This is a genomic window from Nocardiopsis changdeensis (assembly GCF_018316655.1).
Lineage (GTDB): Bacteria > Actinomycetota > Actinomycetes > Streptosporangiales > Streptosporangiaceae > Nocardiopsis > Nocardiopsis changdeensis.
The window spans coordinates 4,787,527-4,805,514 of record NZ_CP074133.1 but is presented as its reverse complement, the minus strand read 5'-3'; the positions used below and the strand labels follow the sequence as shown (position 1 = coordinate 4,805,514).

Genomic DNA, 17,988 nt, shown 5'->3' with positions numbered 1-17,988 from the left:
AGCCGCACCACCTCCGAGCGGAGCCCACCATGAGCGTGCTGTCCAACGCCCCCGCCGTCCCGGACACCGACCCCGGCCACGACCTGGAGCGCCCCGCCCACCTGGGGACGCGCCGCCGCCCGCCCGCGCTGTCGCTGGCGCTGCGGCTGAGCGTCCCGGCGGCCGCCCTGCTGCTGTGGTGGTGGGGCGTTCGCTCCGGGGCGGTGGACCCGGCCGTCCTGTCCACCCCGCCGGACGTGCTCCAGGCCCTGCGCGAACTGGTCGCCACCGGCCAGCTCACCGAATTCCTGGCCGCCTCCTTCACCCGCGCCGCCCTGGGCGTCGCGGTGGGGGCGTCGGCGGGGCTGGTCCTGGGCGTGGCCGCGGGGCTGTCCGCCCTGGGCGAGGAACTGGTCGACCCGTCCATGCAGATCCTGCGGGCGGTGCCGTTCCTGGCCCTGGTGCCGCTGTTCATCTCCTGGTTCGGAGTGGACGAGACCTTCAAGGTCGTGCTCATCGCGGTGTCCGCGGTGGCGCCCATGTACGCCTACACCTACCTGGGCGTACGCGGGGTCGACCGCAGGCTCGTGGAGGCGGCGCGAGGGCTCGGGCTGGGCCGGGCACGCCTGGTCGCCGAGGTGATCGTGCCGACCGCGCTGCCCAGCATCCTCATGGCGCTGCGCATCTGCCTGAGCGTGAGCCTGACCGGCCTCATCGCCGCCGAGCAGATCGGCACCACCGCCGGCATCGGCTACCTGGTCACCCTCGCCCAGCAGTACTACCGCACCGACTACATGGTGCTGTGCGTCCTGCTCTACGCCGTCATCGGCATCGCCATCGACCTCGCCATCCGCCTGGCGGAACGGCTGCTCATGCCCTGGCGCGGACATGTCGCCGCCCGCTGAGACCCCGGAAGGGACCGCCATGACCACGGCCGTGCGGCTGCGCGGACTGCGCAAGGCCTTCAGAGCCAAGACCGTCCTGGACGGCGTCGACCTGGACATCCCGCGCGGGGCGTTCACGGTGCTGCTGGGGCCCAGCGGCACCGGCAAGACCACCCTGCTGCGCATCCTCGCCGGGCTGGAGGAGCCCGACGCCGGCGAGGTCCTCGTGCCCCGCCGGCGCACCACCGTCTACCAGGAGCCGCGGCTGATCCCGGCCCGCCGGGTACTGGCCAACGTCACCCTGGGGCGGCGGCGCGGCCCGGCCACCCGGGCCGCCGGGGAGCGGGCGCTGGACGAGGTGGGCCTGGCCGACAAGGCGCGGGCCTGGCCCGCGACCCTGTCGGGCGGGGAGGCCCAGCGGGTCGCCCTGGCCCGGGCGCTGGTCCGCGAACCGGAACTGCTGCTGCTGGACGAGCCCTTCGCCGCCCTGGACGCCCTCACCCGCCTCCGGACCCAGGACCTGGTGGCCGAACTGTGCGCCCGGCACCGCCCGGCGGTGCTGCTGGTCACCCACGACGTGGACGAGGCGGTCCGGCTGGCCGACCGCGTGCTGATCCTGCGCGGGGGCCGCATCGCCCTGGACCGGGAGCTGGCGGAGGACCACCCCCGCCACCGCGACGACCCCGACGTGCTGGCCCTGCGCCGCGACCTCCTCGCCGAACTCGGCGTCCCCGCCGCCCACTGACCACCCGCCGACCCCGTCCGCCCACACCCACCACCCGTGCCCGCCGACCCCGGCCGCCGCTTCCGTCCGCCTGCCTCGATCGCTCGGCCTTCGCGGTCCGTTGGCCCCGGATCGTCCGACCGCCACCGCCACCGCCGCCGCCAGTGCCACCGCTACTGCCGTTCGCCCGCCCCGTCCGCTCGGCTTTCGCCGTCCGCCGGTTCCGGGTCGTCCGACCGTCACCGACCGCCACTGCCCGCCGTCCGTCACCGCCTGCCCCGGCCATCACCTCGGCCCCGGGCGGGGTCGGCCGCCCCGAAGCCGGCGCCACCCACCACCCGTCCCATCACCGCTCAGGAGCATCCATGACCACCTCCGTCACCGACGCCTCCGCGGTCGCCGGAGTCACACCGCCGCCCGGTGTGGACCGCGTCTGGTACACCCGCTGCCCCGTCCCCACCGCCAGCGGGCTGGCCCTCAACCTCGGCTGGCTCGCCTCCGGCTTCGCCGCACACGGCCTGGACGTCGGCGTCCTCCAGGACGCCCCGCCCGAGATCGCCGCCCACCACTTCGACCACCGCCTGCGCGGCCTGTTCCGCGAGGGCGGCAGCGTCCCGGCCCTGGCCGCCAGGTCCGAGGGCGCCCCCACCCGCCTCATCGGCCTCACCTGGATCGACGAGGGACAGGCCGTCCTCACCCGCCCCGACACCGGCATCACCGGACCCGCCGACCTGGTCGGCCGGCGCGTCGCCGTCCCTGGCCGCGCCGCGACCCCGGGCCGCGGCTTCCCCCGGGCCATGGCACTGCACGGCTTCGCGGGGGCCCTCGCCCTGGCCGGGCTCACCCTCGACGACGTCCGACAGGTCGAGGTCCCGGCCGCGTTCGAGCCCACCGTCGGAGCCGACTCCCGGGTCGGGAACTGGCCCGGCCTGTCCGCCCTCGCGGCGGGCGAGGTCGACGCCGTCTACGTCAAGGGCGCCCGCGCCGCCGAGGAGGGCGCGGCGATCGGCGCGGTCGTCGCCGTGGACCTGGACGCCGTGCCCGACCGGCGCTCACGCGTCAACAACGGCACCCCGCGGCCCATCACCGTGCACGAGCGCACCCTGGCCGAGAACCCCGGGCTGGTCACCGAGTTCCTCGTCCAGACCCTGCGCGCGGCCGCCTGGGCCGCCACCCGGCCCGACGAGGTGCGCGCCGTCCTGGCCGCCGAGACGCACTCGGGGGCGGCGGGCGTGGACCGCGCCTACGCCGACGGGTTCCACACCGACCTGGCCCCGGACCTGTCCGCCGAGCGCCTGGACCTGCTCGACCGCCAGCAGCGGTTCCTGCACGACCACGGCTTCCTGGCCGAGCCGGTGGACGTGCACGCCTGGGCCGCCCACGAACCGCTGGCCGAGGCGCACCGCCTCCTGGCCGCCGAACACGCCGTCCTGCCCGAGAACCCCACCGGCTGAGCCGCCGCACCACCACAAGGAGCACCGCCATGACCAAGGTCGGGTACTTCCCGCACAACAACTCGCTGTTCGTCCTGCGCCACCGCGGCATCCTGGAACGGACGCTGCCCGACGTGGAGTGGGTGGACCTGCGCGACCTGCCCCAGGGTGCGCGCCCCGCCCCCACCGACGGGCTGCCCACCGTCCACGCCGACCACCTCTTCGACGGCGGCTACGACTTCATCGGCACCGGCTTCACCCCGCCCATCACCGCCCAGGGCCACGGGCTGGACATCGTCTACGCGGCGATCTCCGAGCCCCGGGTGGAGAACGGGCGGCTCATCGTCAGGGCCGACTCCGACATCCGGGGCCTGGACGGCCTCCGGGGGCGCAGGGTCGGCATCGCCCACGGGTCCTGGCAGACCGCCCTGCTGCTGTTCGCCCTCGAACGCGCGGGGCTGACCTGGAAGGACATCGTCCCGGTCGACACCGGCGTCAACGCGGGGGGACAGTTCCTGGGCGGGGAGATCGACGCCTGGGTGGGCGCCTACCCGGGGCTGAAGGCGGTCGAGGAGCGGGTGGAGACCCGCGACCTGGTCGCCACCGACGGGCTGTTCAGCCATCGCTCGCTGTGGTTCACCCGGCGCGACTTCGCCGAGGAACGCACCGGCGAGCTGGCCGCGATCGTCGGGGCGCTCCAGGAGTCCGACGCCTGGATCCGGGAGAACCCGCGCGAGGCGGCGGAGATCTTCGTGGCCGACGCCCGCGAGCGCGGCAACCCGGACACCGACCCCGACGCCTGGGAGCACGCGCTGCGCACCCGGCCGTTCGGCCTGCACCCGGTGACGGAGGAGTTCGTCGCCGAGCAGCAGCACGCCGCCGACCTGCTGTACGCGGGCGGTCTGCTGCCGACCCGGCCCACCGTGGCCGACGCGGTGTCGGAGAAGGCCGGCGCCCTGGTCCCGCCGGTCCCCGGGGCCGCGCGATGACCGAGGTGATCCTGCGCCTGCCCACCAGGCCCGCCCCTGCACGGGGACTGGGCGCGGTGGCCACGGACGTGCGCGGCGACCTGTACGGGCCGCTGGAGGAGGCGTTCCAGACCTGGCGGGCCGCCGAGATCGCCGGGCTGGACGGCGTGCTCGCCCCGGACGACCCGGACGGGGAGGAGCCCTGGACGGTCGCCGCGGGGGTGCTGCGGGCCGGCCGCCACCTGCGGGCCGTCGCGGAGTTCCCACCCTCGTTCGCGACACCGGTGTACGCGGCCAAGCTGTCGGCCACGTTGCAGCGGGCCGCCCACGGGCGCCTGGGGTGGAAGGTGGCGGTGGGCGGCGACCCGGCCGTGCGCGCCGCCCAGGGCGACCCGGTGACGGGGGAGGACGCGCTGCGCCGGGCGCACGAGTTCCTCACCGTCGCGAAGGGCGTGTGGCACGAGAGGCCGTACACCTTCGAGGGGGACTTCTACCGGGTGCTGGGAGGCGGGTTCGGGCACCCGCTGGCGGGGCGGCCCTTCCCGACGGTGTACCTGTCGGGGACCACGCCGGGGGAGCTGGACCTGTCGGCGGCCCACGCCGACGTCCACCTGCTGCGGCTCGGCGACGACGTCGGGGCCGTCCGGGCCGAACTGGACCGCCGTGCCCCGGGGCGCGCGGTCCGGCTGGGCGTGGAGCTGTCGGTGTCCGTGCGCCATGTGGGGCAGGACGACGGGCCGCCCGAGGGCGTGGCCGGCCGCTGGGACGGATTCGCGTCCCTGGGGCACACGGTCCCGGAAGGGCTGGTGGGGACCCCCGCCGAACTGGCCGCCGAGCTGGACGCCCTGCGCCGCCGCGGCGTCACCACGTTCGTCGTCGAGGCCCGCCCGGCCCTGGCGGAGGCGTACCGCCTGGGCGAACACCTGCTGCCGGCCCTCGCCGGCCTCGCGGAGGAGGCGGTCGCCGGTGCCCGCTGACGCCGCCCGCCGCGCCTCCGGCCCCCGCCTGTGGGTGGTGCGCGTGCGGCGCGCCGCCCCCCGGGCGCCGGGCGCGACGCGGGTCCTGACCCGCCTCCGACACACGAACAGAAGGGAGCCCGACCGTGTCCGTTGACTTCTACTGGCGCATCGGCATGCACGGGGACCAGAGGTCCCTCACCGAACGCGCCGCCACCCGCGGCGACTGGGAGCCCGACGGGCCGGGCCGCATCGCCCCCGCCCTGCGCGGCGGCGTCCCCGACGGGCACGCCTACATCGAGCACATGGCCGACGTGGCGCGCGCCGCCGAGGCGGCCGGGTTCTACGGCGGGCTGATGCCGTCGTTCCCGTTCACCGACGACCCGTGGGCCGCCGCGGGGCTGCTGGCGCGCGAGACCCGGGGGTTCCGGTTCATGATCGCGTTCCAGCCGGGGTTCCTGAACCCGGTGCACGCGGCCCGCATGGCGGCGAGCCTCCAGCGGGCGACGAACGGGCGCGTGGTCTACAACGTCATCACCGGCGGGGGCGGACCCGCGCAGCTGTGGTGGGGCGACGAGGTCGCCCACGACGACCGGTACGCGCGGACCTCGGAGTTCCTGCACGTCCACAAGGGGGTGTGGAAGGAGCGGCCGTACACCTTCGACGGGCGTTTCCACCGGGTCGAGAACGGGGCGCTGCCGGACGCGCTGGCGGCGCAGGACCTGCCGGAGATCTACTTCTCCGGCTCCTCCGCGGCGGCGATCGACGCGGCCGGCCGGCACGCCGACCACTACCTGTCCTGGATGGAGCCGACCGCGGCCCTGGCGCGGAAGTTCGCGGCGGTGCGCGAGCACAGCGCCGCGCTGGGGCGCACGCCCCGCTTCGCGGTCCGGGTGGACGTGGTCGCGCGCCGGACCGAGAAGGCGGCGTGGGACGTGGTGCGGACCGGGTTCGAGTCGGCCGACCCGGCGGCGCTCGCCCAGTGGCGGACGGGGGACTCGGTGGGGGCGGCGCGGAGCCTGTCGTTCATCGACGGGCCGGTGTCGGGGTACCGGGACCTGGAGGTGGAGCCGAACGTGTGGGGCGGCTTCAGCCTGCTGCGGGGCGGGCCGGCGTTCGGCCTGGTGGGGAGTTACGCCCAGGTCGCCGAGCGGATCGACGAGCTGATCGCGCTGGGCGTGGACGCGTTCATCCTCGCGGGGGTGCCCCACCTGGAGGAGGCGCGGCGCGTGGGAGCGGAGGTGCTGCCCCTGGTCACGGGGGCCCGAAGGCCCGTTCCGGCCTGAGCCGCGGGCGCCGGGGCCCGGCCGGGCCCCGGTGCCGCTCACGCCCCCGCACGCCGGTCCGCGAGCCACACCGCCAGCGCGGCCCCGGCGTACGCCGCGCCCAGCACGCTGACGGCGCCCCACCCCGCCTGCGCGTACACCCAGGCGGCGGTGACCGCGCCCAGCGCGCTGCCCGACGAGTAGAACACCATGTACGCGCCGATGGTCCGGCCGCTCGACCCCGGATCGGCCGCGACGATGCGGTCCTGGCTCGTCACGTGCACGGCCTGCACCGCGAAGTCCAGCACCACCACTCCCGCCGCGAACCACACCAGCGAGTTCCCGGCCTGCCCGATGAGCGGCCACGCCGCCACCGCGGCCGCCAGCGAGCCCGTGGTGACGGCCCCGCCCAGCCCCCGGTCGGCCCACCGCCCGGCCCGGGCGGCGCCCAGCGCGCCCGCCGCCCCCACCAGCCCGAACAGGCCGATCTGCGTCGTCGACAGGTGCCAGGGCCCGGCGCCCAGCGGCAGCGCCATCCCGCTCCACAGCACTCCGAACGACGCGAACAGGAACAGGCAGACCAGCGCCCGGACCCGGAACACCCGGTCGGTCGCGGTCAGGGTGAACACCGAGGCCACCGCCCGCGTGTAGCCGACCGCCGGGCCGCGCCCGCAGGCCCGCCGCGCGGGCGGCAGGGCCACGACGGCCGCGGCCAGCGCCGTCACCAGCACCGCCGAACCGGCGTACACCCACCGCCAGTCGGCCAGGTCGGCGACCGTCCCGGACACCGTCCGGGCCAGGATGACGCCGACCACCACACCGCCGGTCACCGTGCCCATGTTGCGGCCGCGCTCGGCGGGCCCGCTCACCGCCGCCACATGCGCCACGGCCACCTGCACCACCACCGAGAACAGGCCGACCACGGCCATCCCCGCCAGCAGTACGGTGCTCCCGGTGGCCAGGGCCACCAGTGCGCACCCGGCCGCGACCGCCGCGAGCTGGACCGCGATGAGCGCCCTGCGGTCCACCAGATCGCCCAGCGGCACCAGCAGCACCAGCCCCACCAGGTACCCGGCCTGGGCCGCGGCCACCACCGCCCCCGTTCCGGCCTCGGGGATCCCCAGGTCGGCCCCGATCCGCTCCACCAGGGGCTGGGCGTAGTAGACGTTCGCCACGGCCACGGCGCACAGCACCGCGAGCAGCCCCCGCACTGCTCCGGTCACGGCCTTCGGTCCGGCCCCGGGGGCCGCGCACTCGGTCATTCGCCCACCCTCGACGGATTTAGGTAGTAGTTTGAAACCAATCAGAGGCTATGGCTAAATGGTTGCGAAGTGCAACCGAAAGGTGGGGCTGCATGACGGACCCGGAATGGACCGACCCGCACTGTCCGGTCGCCCGGACCCTCGACCTCCTCGGGGACCGCTGGTCGCTGCTGATCGTCCGCGACGCCTTCGACGGGGTCCGCAGGTTCAACGACTTCCGGCGCGGCCTCGGGATCGCCCGGAACATCCTCAGCGACCGCCTGCGCGCGCTCATCGCCGTCGGGGTCATGGAGCAGCGGCCCAACGAGCGCGGCACGCGCAACGAGTACGTCCTCACCGACAAGGGGCGGGACCTGTTCACCGTGGTCGTGGCCCTGCGCCAGTGGGGGGAGCGCCACGCCTTCGAGCCGGGGGAGGAGCGCTCGGAGCTGCTCGTCCTCGCCACGGGCGCGCCGGTCCCCCCGGTCGCTCCCGCTGCTGCCGACGGCACCCCGCTGGACGCGGCGGACACCCGTGTTCGAAAGGTGGGCGACCCGGGGGAGTGAGGGGCGGTCGGGAAGGGGAGTCGCTGGCTGGAGCGTCTGCCCCTGGGCGGATGGTGCCCGGTGGGCTCTGGCGGGGGGGGGGGCGGTGGGCCTCGCGCATGTCTGCTCGCTCTGGCCGCGCCGGTTTCTACGGCTTGCTTTGAGCCCGCGCTGAATCCCGTGCCACAGTGCCCGGAGGTGATGGCTCCAGCCGCGCCGAGGCGGGAGCTGCCACTGGTTCCGGCACACGGCAGGCGGCCACCCGGTTGCGGGTGGCCGCCTGCGGCGCAAAAGTGTGCTCCGGCCTTCGGCGGCCCCCGTTCGGTCCCCGAAGACGACGGTTCAGTTCCCGGAGCCGACGATGGCGGTCACGCGGATCTCAACGCGCATGGCGGCGAGGCCGAGGGCCGTGACGCCGGTCTCGGTCCAGATCGGCGCGCGGCCGCCGAGCCGGCGGCGGAACTGCTCGGCCATGACCGCGTTGTGGTCCTCACCGATGACCCGGTCCTCCGGCGCGACCTTGTGGTACGAGTTCACGTGGATGACGTCCTTCCAGGTCGCGCCGACCGTGGCGAGCGTGCGCTCCACATTGTCGAAGGCCAGGACGATCTCGTCCTCCAGGGAGTCGGGGATGACCAGGTCGTCGTCCACCCCGGCCTGGCCGGAGATCTCGACCCGGTCGCCGACGCGGACGGCTCCGCTGTAGCCGAGGGCTGCGTGCAGCTTCTCCCCGAAGCCCGGAGTGACGCCGAAGGTGACGGTGCTCATGGCACATCTTCCTGTCCGTAGGGGTGCGTTTCCTCTTTGATGAGTTCACGCGTAAAGTGAAGCTAGCAAGCGATGACTTCAAGCGTCAAGTGATGGCGGATCACATCGGAAGGACGGGAAGGTTCATGGGCGACACGGCCGAGCACGGGGACGGCGAACTGCGATGGCTCGACGAGCAGGAGAAGGCGGCGTGGACGGGGCTGATCTCCCTTGTGCTGCTTCTGCCCGGCAAGCTGGAGTCGCCGCTGCGGCAGGAGAACGGCCTCACCCTGTTCGAGTACCTCGTGCTCAGCCACCTCTCCGAGGCGCCGCAGCGCAAGCTGCGGATGGGGGAGTTGGCCTTTCTGGCCAGCGGTTCGCTCTCCCGCCTGTCCAACGTCGTCAAGCGCTGTGAACAGCGGGGCTGGGTCGTGCGGATGCCGGACCCGTCCGACGGCCGGTACACCCTCGCCGAACTCACCGACGACGGCTTCGACATCGTGGAGGCGGCGGCTCCCACGCACCTGCGTTCCGTGCGCGCCGTCGTTCTTGATGCGTTGAGTCCGACCGACCAGAAGGCCTTGGTCCGCATCGCGGAGAAGCTCCGTATCGTTCCGGATGGTCTCGGGTGACGGTCGCTCCACGGCGACGCCCGGGAGGGGGATGCGGAACTTGCTTGCGGGCAACCGTGCTGTTCCTCTGCCCGCCTTGAGCCTGCTTCGGTTCTCGTGCCACAGTGTCCGGAGGTGGTGGCTTGGTCGTGCCGAAGTGCACGTAACGCGGAGATGACGCCCCGCGTTTTCCCTGGTCGTTAACTGTCAGCCCCGCGCACGCGGGGATGGACCCCGGTAGCCCGGGGCGTGGCGGAGCATCGTCGTGTCAGCCCCGCGCACGCGGGGATGGACCGTACGCATACTTCAAAGTGGCCCGAGGGGATCGGTCAGCCCCGCGCACGCGGGGATGGACCGTGCAGACCACCGGACAGGGTGAAGCCCACCCAGTCAGCCCCGCGCACGCGGGGATGGACCGCGTTCGAGGGCATGGGCCGCGGCATGCTCGTGGTCAGCCCCGCGCATGCGGGGATGGACCGCTCTACGTCGAGACAGTCACGCAAGGTACCCGGTCAGCCCCGCGCGCGGGCTCCGCACCCTGGGCCAGACCGCTATCGGCGCCAGCCTGGCCGGGCTGCTGCTCGTGGTTGCCACCGTGCTGACCGCCCTGCTATCCACCGGCGAGGCCGTCACCGTCGCAGTCCTGCTCCAGGCCCTCATCCCCCGGTCGCCGCGTACCTGTGGTGCCGCTGGGAGGGCCGACTGTCCAAGTAGGTCACGGAGAGTCGAGCTCCCCCGCCCTACCAGCATGGTGAGGCGGGGGAGCTTTTGCGCTGGGCCGCCGGTGCCCCCTCTCCAGTGGCCGCGGCTCGGGGATGGCCTGGTTTTGCACTCCCGGGGGAGCGGTCACCGGACGCCCGGGGTCTATGCGCGGCGCCGGTCCGTGGCCCACACCGCCGCGTCCGGGGAGCGCAGCCACACCGTCTGGGTTCCGCGGTGTCGGTCGACGGTCAGCCCGAACTCGGTGACGTCCGGCGCCCCCTGGGCACGCCACCATGACAGGCCAGCGGCGAACTCCTCCCACAGCAGGCGGCTGCCGGCCGACTCGACCCGGCCATCTGCGTGCAGCCACATCCATGACGCGCAGGATGTCGAGGCGACCCGGACGTGCGGCTCCTCGGTGTCGGGCTCGAAGCCCAGACCGTGCGCCCAGCCGGGCACGAGCAGGGACAACAGCACCGCCATGTCCCCGTCCAGCCACGCCTCGCGCGGATCGCCGGTGACCTGGTCCACCTGGTCCGGCCGGGCGTCCAGGTCCGGCATGGACCGCGCGGGCCGGCGCTGGCTGCGCGACCACATGAACGCAAGGCTGCCCTCGAACCGCCCGCGGGCCTGGTCGCCGTCGACGTCCAGGGCGGCGAGGACCCCGCCGGGGCCTCCGGGGGACGGCGACCAGGGCGTGACGATCCGGCCGCCCGGCCGGACGACGTCCAGCCACCGCCACGGCACGTCGGCCACCGTGCACGTGGCGATGAGCCGGTCCTGGGAGGAGGCCGGGACGGTCGGGTTCTCGCCGTCCCCGTGCAGGACGGTGGGCAGGTACCCGGCCGCGGCCAGGGCCGCGCGCGCCGTGTCGGCCAGGGTCTGGTCGACCTCGATCGTGGTGACGTGGTCCGCACCGACCAGTTCGGTGAGGAGCGCCGCGTTGTACCCGGTTCCGGTGCCGACCTCCAGGACCTGCTGCCCGGGCCGCAGGTCCGCAGCGGCCAGCATCCGCGCCATGATGCTCGGGGCGCTGCTGGAGGAGGAGGGGATTCCCATCCCCCCGGAGGCGCCGTCATCGACCTGGGTGACGAGTGGCTGGTCGGTGTAGGCGGCGCGCAGCCACTCGTCGGGGTCGGTGTTCCGGTCGTACCAGGCGCGGTCCTCACCCCAGAAGGCACGGGGCAGGCACCGGTGTCGAGGCACCCGGGCGAAGACGGTGGCGAGCCGGTCGGGGGTGCCCTGGGCGCGCAGCCCGTCGGCGAGGCCCTGGGCGAGGGGTGTGTGGTCGAGGGTCATACCCTCGGTCTGCCCGCTCACTTGCCGACCTTCCCGGTGCCGTTGCAGGGCTTGCAGGACACCCACTGGCGGAGGTTCTTGCCAGGGGTGCTGCCGTCGTTGGTCACCCACGCGCCGCCCGGGAGATCCCGCGCGGACCCCCGGGCCCCGGCCCTACCCGCGGACGGCGCCCTCGGGCCAGACCACGTGCACCGGCACCCCGTGGCGCCGGGCGGTGGCCACCGCGTCGGCGGTGCCGCCCCTCCCGGTTCCGGGCCTGCCGTCCCACACCGCGAACAGCCGCTCCACGCGGGCCAGCACCGCGGTGTTGGCCGCCGCGTACGCCTCCTCGTCGGCGGTGCGGAACGGCATGAAGCGCACCGCCGCGGCGCGCATCAGCAGCCCGTCGAACCGGTACAGGTCGTCCGCCCCGACCTTGGTCTCCCGGTAGTCGACCGACGGCAGGATCACCTCCAGGGTCCCGCGCGCCTCCCAGACCGACTCGGCGAACACCTGGTCGGCCCCCTTGGCCAGGCAGGTCACCCCGACCAGCTCGGGTCCGCCGCCGAACGCCGCCAGCTCGCGGTCCAGGGCCCGCCGCACCAGGGCGGTGGTCTCCTCGCCCAGATCGCTGTGTCCGGTGATGCCGATACGGGGCACGTCGTCCTCCGGGGGGTTGGGGCGTGGCGGGGCCACCAATCTAGCGCCGTGCCGCTCCCGCGGCGGTCGCACCGCCGACGCGGCGGACCCGCGACGGCGCCCCCGCCCCGCCCCACGCCACCCTCGCCCGGGAGTACGGAAAAGGGGCCGGGCGGCTCGCCCGGCCCCGTGCGCCGTGTCCTCTAGGAGTGCACCAGCGGGGTGTCCACCAGGTGTTCGGCCACGAACCACGCCTGGAGCTCGTTCTTGCGGATGACGTCCGACACCAGCAGGTCGTTGGTGCCGTCGTCGCCCAGCTCCTGCACCCGGGCCGCCGCGTCGTGCGCCTCCTCCAGGATGGTCTCGTGCGCCTCCAGCAGGCGCGAGAGCATCGCCGGGACCTCCTCGACACCGTTCGGAGGGCGCGGGATGTTGGTGATCTCCGCGACGTGCCGGGGGTCGCCGACCGCCACGCCGCCCAGGGTCTGGATCCGCTCGGCGACGGCGTCGATGAGCTCCAGCTGCTCGTCCGCGTGCTTGTCCATGAGCAGGTGCAGCTGGTAGAAGGTCTGGCCGCGCATCAGCCAGTGGTGCTTCTTGTAGAGGTCGTGCAGGATCCTCGTGTCGCACAGCACCTGGTTGAGCCGCTGGCACGAGTACATGCGCGCGTCGTAGGACAGCCCCACCGGGAGCTGGCGGACCGTGCCGAACTCCTGGATCTCCTTGCCCTTCTGGTGCAGCCAGGGCTGGCTGCCCTTGGACTTGGACGCCGTCCCTGACCTGTTCTCCGCGGTCGTCACCTCTGGTCCCCCTCCAGTCGATGTGACTCGTGTCCTGCGACGGGAGCCCCTGTCGGAACCCCGCCTGCCAGTCTCCGCCCCCTACCCCCCGCGAAGCCCGCATAACGGACCAATCACAAGTAAGTTTTCGGTGCTTCTTCGGCTCCCGCCCCCTCGCCCGCACCCGGTGCCCACCGCCCCCCGGGGGACGCGGAGCAGGGCCCCAGGGGCCGGAGGCGGGAGCCCCGGAGCCGGTCAGGCCGGGTCGAACCGGACCGGCAGCGCGAACAGCCCGTGCATGATCATGCTCGGCCACCAGCGCAGGTCCTCGGCGCCGTCGGCGAGGCGCAGCCCGGGCAGCCGGTCCAGCACCGCGTTCACCGCCACCTGCGCCTCCATCCGGGCCAGCTGCGCCCCGATGCAGAAGTGCGCGCCGTGCCCGAACCCCAGGTGCGAGTCGTTCCGCTCGGGGACGAAGGCGTCGGGGTCCTCGTAACGGGCCGGGTCGCGCCCGGCCGCCAGCAGCGACACCAGGACCGGCTCGCCCGCCGCCAGCTCCACCCCGCCCACGGTGGTCGCCCGGCGCGGGAAGCGCCAGGTGGCGTTCTGCAGGGGGCTCTCCATCCGCAGCGCCTCCTCGACGGCCGGACCCACCAGCGAACGGTCGGCGCGCAGCCGCTCCAGCTGGTCGGGGTGGCGCAGCAGCAGGTGGAAGAGGTTGCCGATGAGCGCCACCGTGGTCTCGTGCCCGGCCACCAGCAGCAGGAACGCCGCGGAGGTGACCTCGTCGCGGCTCATCTCCCCGCGCCGGTGCGCCTCCACGAGGTCGCCCAGCAGGTCGTCGGAGGGCGCGGCCAGCCGGACGTCCACCAGGGAGCCCAGGTAGGAGTCGAACCAGTCGGTGGTGGCGGCGATCGCCTCCAGCTCCTCGTAGGACGAGGAGTCGATCACCGCGGCCCGGCGGTGGAACTCCGCCCGGTCCGCCTCGGGCACGCCGAGGATGTCGCAGATGATCGTGATGGGCAGCGGGTAGGCCAGGTCCCGCACCAGGTCGGCCTCGCCCGAGCCGTCGGCGGTGATCCGGTCCAGCAGTCCGGCGGTCACGCGCCCGGCCCGCTCCACCAGCGTCCGCACCCGCCGCGGGGTGAACGCCGCGCCCGCCGCCCGGCGCAGCCGGGTGTGGTCGGGGGCGTCCACGTTGACCATGCTGAGCATCAGCGAGGGCCGGTGGTCGTAGGGCAGCCCGAGCCCGGCCTTGCGCCAGACCTCGTTCCCCGCGTGTGGGCTCTTGAGCATGTCGGGGTCGGCGAGCACCGCCTTGGCGTCGTCGTAGCGGGTGACGATCCACGCCCACGCCCCGCCGGGCAGGTCCACGCGGTGGACGGGGGAGTGCTCGCGCAGCCACCGGTAGGCGGGGTGCGGGTCGGCCTCGAACGCGGGGCCGTGCAGCTGCGGAGGGGAGACGGACATACCGGGGCCTTTCGGGGTGTGTCTGCGGGGACCCCTGACTCCTACCCACCCGCGTACCCCGCGCCCCGCGCACACGCCGCGCCCCGCGGCCGGTTCCGGACACCCGCCCGTCGTACGGGTCCGCTACCCTCGCCCCGCACGCCCCCCAACCCCTCCCGGAGCCCTCCATGAGCTGGAACATCGTGCTGATGCGGCTGCCGCACCACGTCACCTCGGTGGCGGACCTGACCGACGACGACGCGCCGCCGCCGATCGGCCCGGCGGCCGGGATCCTGGACCGCCTGCGTACCGCCTTCCCCGGCGTGGACCTGTCCGACCCCACCTGGGGCCTCCTGGAGGAACCGGGAGCCCGGGGCGCCGGATGGCTGCTGGAACTGGTCATCGGCGACCGGGACCCGGTCGAGAGCCTCATGGTGCGCATGCGGGGCGGCGGTAGCGTGCCCGCCGTGCTGTACCTGGCCGACCTCCTCGACTGCCGGGCCCTGGACCTGTCCTCCGGTGACATCGTCACCTGGGACGACTGGGAGCAGGACGGGGGCTCCCGCGCACGGTTCCACGAGGACCTGGCCCGGGCGCTCGGGCGCGATCGGGGCCGTGCCGCTCCGGACGGGGGCGCGTGACCGGCCGGTCGGGAGCGCTTGCCCGTCGTACGGGTCCGCTACCGTTCTCCCCGTGCCCCACCCCGGAACAGAGGAGACCCCGTGAGCTGGGACGTACTGCTGATGCGCTTCCCCGAGGACGCCGTTTCCGTGGACGACCTGTCCGACGACGACCCGCCGCCGCCGATCGGCCCGGCGGCCGAGGTCCTGCACCGGATCCGCACGGCCTTCCCCGAGACGAACCTGTCCGACCCCACGTGGGGCATTCTCGAGGACAGGGAGGACGGGTGGTCGATGGAGCTGGGCATCGGCTCCGAGGACCCGGTCCAGAGCATCATGCTGCACATCCGCGGCGGCGGGGACCCGGTGACCCCCCTGCGGCGCATGGCCCGCCTGCTGGACTGCCGCGCCCTCGACTGCTCGGACGGGGAGTTCTTCTCCGACGAGGGAGGCGGGGAGTCCTGGGAGGAGTTCCAGGCCTACCGGGACCAGGTCATCGGGCGGACCGGGGACTGACCCCCGGTCAGGGGGCGATGGCGCAGGCCGTCTCCAGGACGAACCGGGACCACGGCCGGTGCGGGTCGTGGCCGGTCAGCTCCCGCACCCGGCGCAGCCGGTAGCGCAGGGTCTGGGCGTGGACGTGCAGGGCGTCGGCGGCCGCGGTCGCCGCGCCCTCCCGGAAGTACGCGCGCAGCGTCTCCAGCAGGTGCGCGCCCGACTCGGTCAGCAGCGGCCCCAGCACGGCCCGGCGCACCGCGTCCGGGGCGACCGGGCCGCCGTTGAGCAGCGCCAGCACACAGGCGTCGGCCTCGCCGAGCAGCCCGCCGGCCCCGAACGCGTGCGGCGGCGCCGTCTCCAGGGCGCCGTCGGCCAGCCGGTAGGCCGCCGACACGTCCGCCAGCGGCCGCGGCGCCGGGATGCAGCCCCGCCAGTGTCCGCCGTCCAGCGCCCGCGCCGCCCGGCCGGCGTCGTCGGGCGCCAGCAGCAGCACCGCCCGCCCCGAGCGGGTGGTCACCAGGGGGTCGCCGCCCGCGGGTTCCATCCGGGCCGCCAGCTCCAGGGCGCCCGACACCGTCACCGGGGTCCGGTCGCCGACCGGTTCGGCCACCACCAGCACCCCCGGGTCCGGCGGGGCGATGCCCAGGGTGCGCGCCCGGTCGCGGATGGCGCCGCGCGAGGCCTGGCGGCCGATGACCAGGTCGTCCAGGAAGGTGCGCCGCGCCCGTTCCAGGTCCGCGTCCATCCGGCGGGCGGTCTCGGCGTGCCCGGCGGCCAGGCTCTCGGAGATCTGGTCGATGGAGGTCATCCACAGTTCGCTCAGAGCGAACACGTCCGCGGTGTCGAGCCGGTCGCCCGCGTACTCGGCCACGGCCCGCACGGCCGCCACCGACCCCACCCGGTGCGCCCGCACCACGGCGCCGATCGACCGGCCGTCGGCCGCCCGGCTGCGGCCGATCTCGCGCAGCCGTTCCACGTCCTCCGCGGCCAGCCGGGTCGCCCCGGCCGCCCACAGCTCCAGGGACCGGGTCACCAGCCACGCCGTGATCGCCCGCACCTCGGCCAGCTGCGACCCGTGCAGCGCCCGGTAGGCGGGCACCTCCGCGTGCACCTCGGCCACGATCCGCTCCACCAGCGCGGCGCGGTCCCGCATCAGCTCCGCGCCCACCGCGGCCCGCCGCTCCCGTCCCATCCCCGCCCCCCACCTCGTCGTCGCCCGGCCGTCGTGCCCGCGACCGTCCTGCCCGCGCGCCGCGCCCCGCGTCATGCCGAGCGCCCGCCGGGAACCGTGCCCGTGCGCCGCCGCCCGGTGGCGCGCCCGCGGACCGTCGGGCCCGCGCGCCGTCACGGTTCGGCGGTCCGCACCACCGGATCGGCGGTGCGATCGGCGGCCTCCCGGGTAAAAAGCCCGTACGGCGGCGGTGCAGCCACCGGAGCGCGGCCGGTCCGCCGTGGCAGTATGCCAAGTGTGCGGCCCGGGGGAGGCCGCGGGCCCGCCGACGGCCCTTCGGCGGGAGGCGAGGGCGTTACGGGCCGACGGGGGATGACGGCGATGAGGACGATGACGGTTCCCGAGCTCACACTCAACAACGGGCTGCGCATACCGCAGCTGGGCCTGGGCGTGTGGCAGGTCCCCGACGACCAAGTCGTCGACGTGGTCGCCATCGCGCTGGAGACCGGCTACCGCAGCATCGACACGGCCGCCGCCTACGGCAACGAGCGCGGTGTCGGCGAGGCGCTGCGGCGTTCGGGCATCGACCGCGACGACCTGTTCGTCACGTCCAAGGTCGCCAACCCCGACCAGGGCTTCGACGCCACCCTGCGGGCCTTCGACGCCACTCTGGAACGCCTGGGCCTGGAGACGCTGGACCTGTACCTGATCCACTGGCCGCTGCCCGCGCGGGACCTCTACGTCCCGACCTGGAAGGCCCTGGAGCACCTGTACGCGGAGGGCCGGGCGCGCGCCATCGGAGTGTCCAACTTCCAGATCGCGCACCTGGAGAGGGTCATGGAGGAGGGCGGCATCACGCCCATGGTCAACCAGGTCGAGCTGCACCCGCTGCTGGCCCAGGCGGAGCTGCGCGAGTTCGACCGGCGACACTCCATCGTCACCGAGGCGTGGAGCCCGCTCGCGCACGGCCGCCTCGTCACCGACGACACGGTCATCGGGATCGCCGAGGCCCACGAGCGCACGCCCGCCCAGGTGCTGCTGCGCTGGCACATCCAGCTCGGCAACGTCGTCATTCCCAAGTCGGCGACGCCCGAGCGCATCCGCGCCAACTTCGACATCTTCGGATTCGAGCTCACCGACCAGGAGATGGACCGCATCGGCGCGCTCGACCGCGGGGCCAGGACCGGCCCCGACCCCGACGCGTTCGACGGCGACTGACCGTCCGCCGCCCCGCGTTCGCGGGACACCTCCGGCGGACGCGCCGCCGGGAGCGTTCCGCCGGGTACGGCCTAGCTCTGCCGCAGCTCGCGGCGCCTGCGCGCGCCGGCCAGGGTGGCCTCGGTGCCCTGGCGCTTCATGCGCATGACGTAGACGAAGCCGCCGACGAAGATGGCGGCGAACAGCGCGAGCACCGCGACGAGGGCGAGCGCGGACAGCAGGAAAGTGATCGACATGGGCTCATCGTAGCCGCCCGCCCGGGCGACTCCCAGTGGGGTGTC

19 protein-coding genes and 1 CRISPR repeat array are annotated in these 17,988 nt (G+C 74.5%); of the genes, 11 read left to right on the top strand and 8 right to left on the bottom strand.

Annotated elements, in window-relative coordinates; genetic code table 11:
• Nucleotides 1–29 precede the first annotated feature (29 nt).
• The 6 genes from KGD84_RS21845 to KGD84_RS21820 all read left to right on the top strand — a co-directional run bounded on the left by KGD84_RS21845 (nt 30) and on the right by KGD84_RS21820 (nt 6,230).
• Entirely contained in the window at nt 30–884 is an 855-nt protein-coding gene (locus KGD84_RS21845; protein ID WP_220562240.1) for an ABC transporter permease, read from the top strand.
• A 19-nt stretch (nt 885–903) separates the two neighbouring features.
• Nucleotides 904–1,608 carry an ABC transporter ATP-binding protein gene (locus tag KGD84_RS21840; RefSeq protein WP_255646735.1) on the top strand — a complete coding sequence of 235 codons (705 nt, stop codon included), beginning with the start codon at nt 904–906 and terminating at the stop codon, nt 1,606–1,608.
• A gap of 344 nt (nt 1,609–1,952) precedes the next feature.
• A complete protein-coding gene (locus tag KGD84_RS21835) occupies nt 1,953–3,041 on the top strand; it encodes an ABC transporter substrate-binding protein (RefSeq protein ID WP_220562238.1) in 1,089 nt (362 codons plus the stop codon).
• 29 nt (nt 3,042–3,070) lie between these two features.
• Complete coding sequence (locus KGD84_RS21830; protein ID WP_220562236.1) at nt 3,071–4,009, top strand: ABC transporter substrate-binding protein; 939 nt, start codon at nt 3,071–3,073, stop codon at nt 4,007–4,009.
• Nucleotides 4,006–4,965 carry an LLM class flavin-dependent oxidoreductase gene (locus KGD84_RS21825; RefSeq protein ID WP_220562235.1) on the top strand — a complete coding sequence of 320 codons (960 nt, stop codon included), beginning with the start codon at nt 4,006–4,008 and terminating at the stop codon, nt 4,963–4,965. Before KGD84_RS21830 ends, KGD84_RS21825 begins: the two co-directional genes overlap by 4 nt.
• 125 nt (nt 4,966–5,090) lie before the next feature.
• Nucleotides 5,091–6,230 (top strand): LLM class flavin-dependent oxidoreductase, encoded by a 1,140-nt coding sequence (locus KGD84_RS21820; protein ID WP_220562234.1) that lies wholly within the window; start codon nt 5,091–5,093, stop codon nt 6,228–6,230.
• 38 nt (nt 6,231–6,268) lie between these two features.
• On the opposite strand, the gene KGD84_RS21815 is transcribed toward KGD84_RS21820, so the two are convergent.
• On the bottom strand, nt 6,269–7,471 hold the full coding sequence (locus KGD84_RS21815) for an MFS transporter (protein WP_220562233.1): 1,203 nt from the start codon (nt 7,469–7,471) through the stop codon (nt 6,269–6,271).
• 92 nt (nt 7,472–7,563) lie between these two features.
• Here KGD84_RS21815 and KGD84_RS21810 point away from each other — a divergent pair, with 92 nt between their 5' ends.
• On the top strand, nt 7,564–8,016 hold the full coding sequence (locus tag KGD84_RS21810) for a winged helix-turn-helix transcriptional regulator (protein WP_220562232.1): 453 nt from the start codon (nt 7,564–7,566) through the stop codon (nt 8,014–8,016).
• 321 nt (nt 8,017–8,337) lie between these two features.
• On the opposite strand, the gene KGD84_RS21805 is transcribed toward KGD84_RS21810, so the two are convergent.
• Complete coding sequence (locus KGD84_RS21805; protein WP_220562231.1) at nt 8,338–8,763, bottom strand: Rid family hydrolase; 426 nt, start codon at nt 8,761–8,763, stop codon at nt 8,338–8,340.
• Between the two features lie 125 nt (nt 8,764–8,888).
• Here KGD84_RS21805 and KGD84_RS21800 point away from each other — a divergent pair, with 125 nt between their 5' ends.
• Nucleotides 8,889–9,374, top strand: coding sequence for a MarR family winged helix-turn-helix transcriptional regulator (locus KGD84_RS21800; protein ID WP_220562230.1), 486 nt, complete (start codon nt 8,889–8,891; stop codon nt 9,372–9,374).
• Between the two features lie 185 nt (nt 9,375–9,559).
• Nucleotides 9,560–9,832: direct repeats of the CRISPR family, unit length 29 nt; unit sequence GTCAGCCCCGCGCACGCGGGGATGGACCG.
• A 385-nt stretch (nt 9,833–10,217) separates the two neighbouring features.
• On the opposite strand, the gene KGD84_RS21795 is transcribed toward KGD84_RS21800, so the two are convergent.
• The 4 genes from KGD84_RS21795 to KGD84_RS21780 all read right to left on the bottom strand — a co-directional run bounded on the left by KGD84_RS21795 (nt 10,218) and on the right by KGD84_RS21780 (nt 14,221).
• Complete coding sequence (locus tag KGD84_RS21795) at nt 10,218–11,375, bottom strand: rRNA adenine N-6-methyltransferase family protein (protein WP_255646734.1); 1,158 nt, start codon at nt 11,373–11,375, stop codon at nt 10,218–10,220.
• 132 nt (nt 11,376–11,507) lie between these two features.
• Nucleotides 11,508–11,993 carry a hypothetical protein gene (locus tag KGD84_RS21790; protein WP_220562229.1) on the bottom strand — a complete coding sequence of 162 codons (486 nt, stop codon included), beginning with the start codon at nt 11,991–11,993 and terminating at the stop codon, nt 11,508–11,510.
• A 182-nt stretch (nt 11,994–12,175) separates the two neighbouring features.
• A complete protein-coding gene (locus KGD84_RS21785; protein WP_220562228.1) occupies nt 12,176–12,772 on the bottom strand; it encodes a Dps family protein in 597 nt (198 codons plus the stop codon).
• 234 nt (nt 12,773–13,006) lie between these two features.
• Nucleotides 13,007–14,221 carry a cytochrome P450 family protein gene (locus KGD84_RS21780; protein ID WP_220562227.1) on the bottom strand — a complete coding sequence of 405 codons (1,215 nt, stop codon included), beginning with the start codon at nt 14,219–14,221 and terminating at the stop codon, nt 13,007–13,009.
• 167 nt (nt 14,222–14,388) lie between these two features.
• Between KGD84_RS21780 and KGD84_RS21775 the strand changes: the two genes are divergently transcribed.
• Both KGD84_RS21775 and KGD84_RS21770 read left to right on the top strand, forming a co-directional pair.
• A complete protein-coding gene (locus KGD84_RS21775; RefSeq protein WP_220562226.1) occupies nt 14,389–14,841 on the top strand; it encodes a hypothetical protein in 453 nt (150 codons plus the stop codon).
• Between the two features lie 81 nt (nt 14,842–14,922).
• Nucleotides 14,923–15,336: a hypothetical protein gene (locus tag KGD84_RS21770; RefSeq protein ID WP_220562225.1), complete on the top strand. Its 414-nt coding sequence runs from the start codon at nt 14,923–14,925 to the stop codon at nt 15,334–15,336.
• A 7-nt stretch (nt 15,337–15,343) separates the two neighbouring features.
• On the opposite strand, the gene KGD84_RS21765 is transcribed toward KGD84_RS21770, so the two are convergent.
• Nucleotides 15,344–16,510: a PucR family transcriptional regulator gene (locus KGD84_RS21765; protein ID WP_220562224.1), complete on the bottom strand. Its 1,167-nt coding sequence runs from the start codon at nt 16,508–16,510 to the stop codon at nt 15,344–15,346.
• Between the two features lie 369 nt (nt 16,511–16,879).
• Between KGD84_RS21765 and KGD84_RS21760 the strand changes: the two genes are divergently transcribed.
• On the top strand, nt 16,880–17,707 hold the full coding sequence (locus KGD84_RS21760; RefSeq protein WP_220562223.1) for an aldo/keto reductase: 828 nt from the start codon (nt 16,880–16,882) through the stop codon (nt 17,705–17,707).
• 71 nt (nt 17,708–17,778) lie between these two features.
• Here KGD84_RS21760 and KGD84_RS21755 read toward each other — a convergent pair whose 3' ends face one another.
• Nucleotides 17,779–17,943: a hypothetical protein gene (locus KGD84_RS21755; protein WP_220562222.1), complete on the bottom strand. Its 165-nt coding sequence runs from the start codon at nt 17,941–17,943 to the stop codon at nt 17,779–17,781.
• Between the last annotated feature and the right edge of the window lie 45 nt (nt 17,944–17,988).